Here is a 1529-nt window from a genome sequence, read left to right on the forward strand (position 1 = left end):
GGATACCCAAAGGTACCCACTTTTATTTATTAACTTACTGGTTTTCCATCTAATACATTTTGTATAGCTTGTTTATTTTCAGCAACACTACTATCATTTGGAATCATATAATATAATTTATTATTTGGCATATATGCTCCACCTGTCATTGTTTTCCCAGTTCCAGTTAATTGTTTTTGTATAATCGTCCAAGATGCCATATCACTAATTTGCATTTGTAATAAACCTGTAATATCACCTGATTCCATATTCGTTTCAAATGATCCATTAATAGAATTTAAAACACTTGAATAATTTGTAATAATAGCTGGTGACATCATTTTCTTAAGCATTGCAGTTAATACTCTTTGTTGATTTGCAACACGACCATTATCTCCTCCAGTAACATGATATCTTTCTCTTGAGAATGCTAATGCTTGTTCTCCATTAACATGGTTTGTGCCCTTTTTAAAACTATATGTTCCTGTACTAAATGCTTCAATTGAATCAACATCTACACCACCTAATGCATCAACCATTTTAATTAATGATGTAAAATTGACTCTTGCATAGTAGTTAATATCAATTCCCATAAAGTTTTCCATTGTCTTAACTGTATTTTCAATGCCACCCAATCCTGAATGCGTTAGTTTATCTTTTTTACCTTTATTCGCTAAAGTCACATAATAATCTCTTGGTATACTTGTCATCAGAATTTGTTTCGTTTTTGGATTCACAGTGACAATCATATTGACATCTGTTCTAGAAACTGTTGATACTTTACCATATGTATCAATACCACTAATATAAACAACAAAAGGTTCTTTTGTAACATCAACATTTTTAGAAATATCATTTGTTTTGACAGTAATGTCTTTATACCAAATCACTCTTGTTTCTGTCTCAAAATTTGGATGATTTGCTTCTAACATTGCATAATAAGCTTCATTTACAAATATAGCATTTGTTGTTCCCTTATATAAATCATCTGCCATTTTAGCAAATTCATCAACTTCTTTTGTTTTAATTGAAGATTCTTCATTTTTAAGAGATTTAATAGCTTCTTCCATTTTCTCTGTTTCTGCTGACATATTAACTTCAATTGTTTCACCTTTTAAATCTGATAACTCTTTATATTTACTCTTTTCCATAACCACAACAGAAATACGGGTCGTCTCGGTATTAGCACCAGTAATTGCATCAATAAGTGAATTTCCTTGAGCTATATATAAAGAACCTACTAATAAAAGTACACTCAGTAAAATACTTACAAACTTTCCTATAACAGTACGAACTTTTCCTTTTTTCTTATTTTTAGATGGTTTCATTAAAAAGAAAATTCCTACATTCAATAATGCAACCAATATAATAACAATGATTGCATATAACATAGGCAAAGCACCTAATTTAAATAACAATCCAATAAGTATTAATGAAGCAATAACTTGAATAGCTAAAATATCTCTCCATTGTGTAACTTTTTGGATTATATTTTCTTTTTTAGACATAACAATCCCTCTTTTCTTAATTCTCTAACATATTAGCATAAC

General features: G+C 29.2%; 1 protein-coding gene. It reads right to left on the reverse strand.

Features of this window, described 5'->3' with window-relative positions; genetic code table 11:
- Nucleotides 1-29: 29 nt before the first annotated feature.
- The gene (locus tag ACLR9T_RS14690; protein WP_413110188.1) at nt 30-1487 is read right to left on the reverse strand and encodes an LCP family protein; all 1458 of its coding nucleotides are present in this window, start codon (nt 1485-1487) and stop codon (nt 30-32) included.
- Nucleotides 1488-1529 lie beyond the last annotated feature (42 nt).

The organism is Thomasclavelia sp. (assembly GCF_047249845.1).
Classification (GTDB): Bacteria; Bacillota_I; Bacilli_A; order Erysipelotrichales; family Coprobacillaceae; genus Thomasclavelia.

What these genes read in the sequence shown, in the direction of transcription:
- ACLR9T_RS14690 (WP_413110188.1), bottom strand. Translation starts at nt 1,487, where the DNA reads ATGTCTAAAAAAGAAAATATAATCCAAAAAGTTACACAATGGAGAGAT.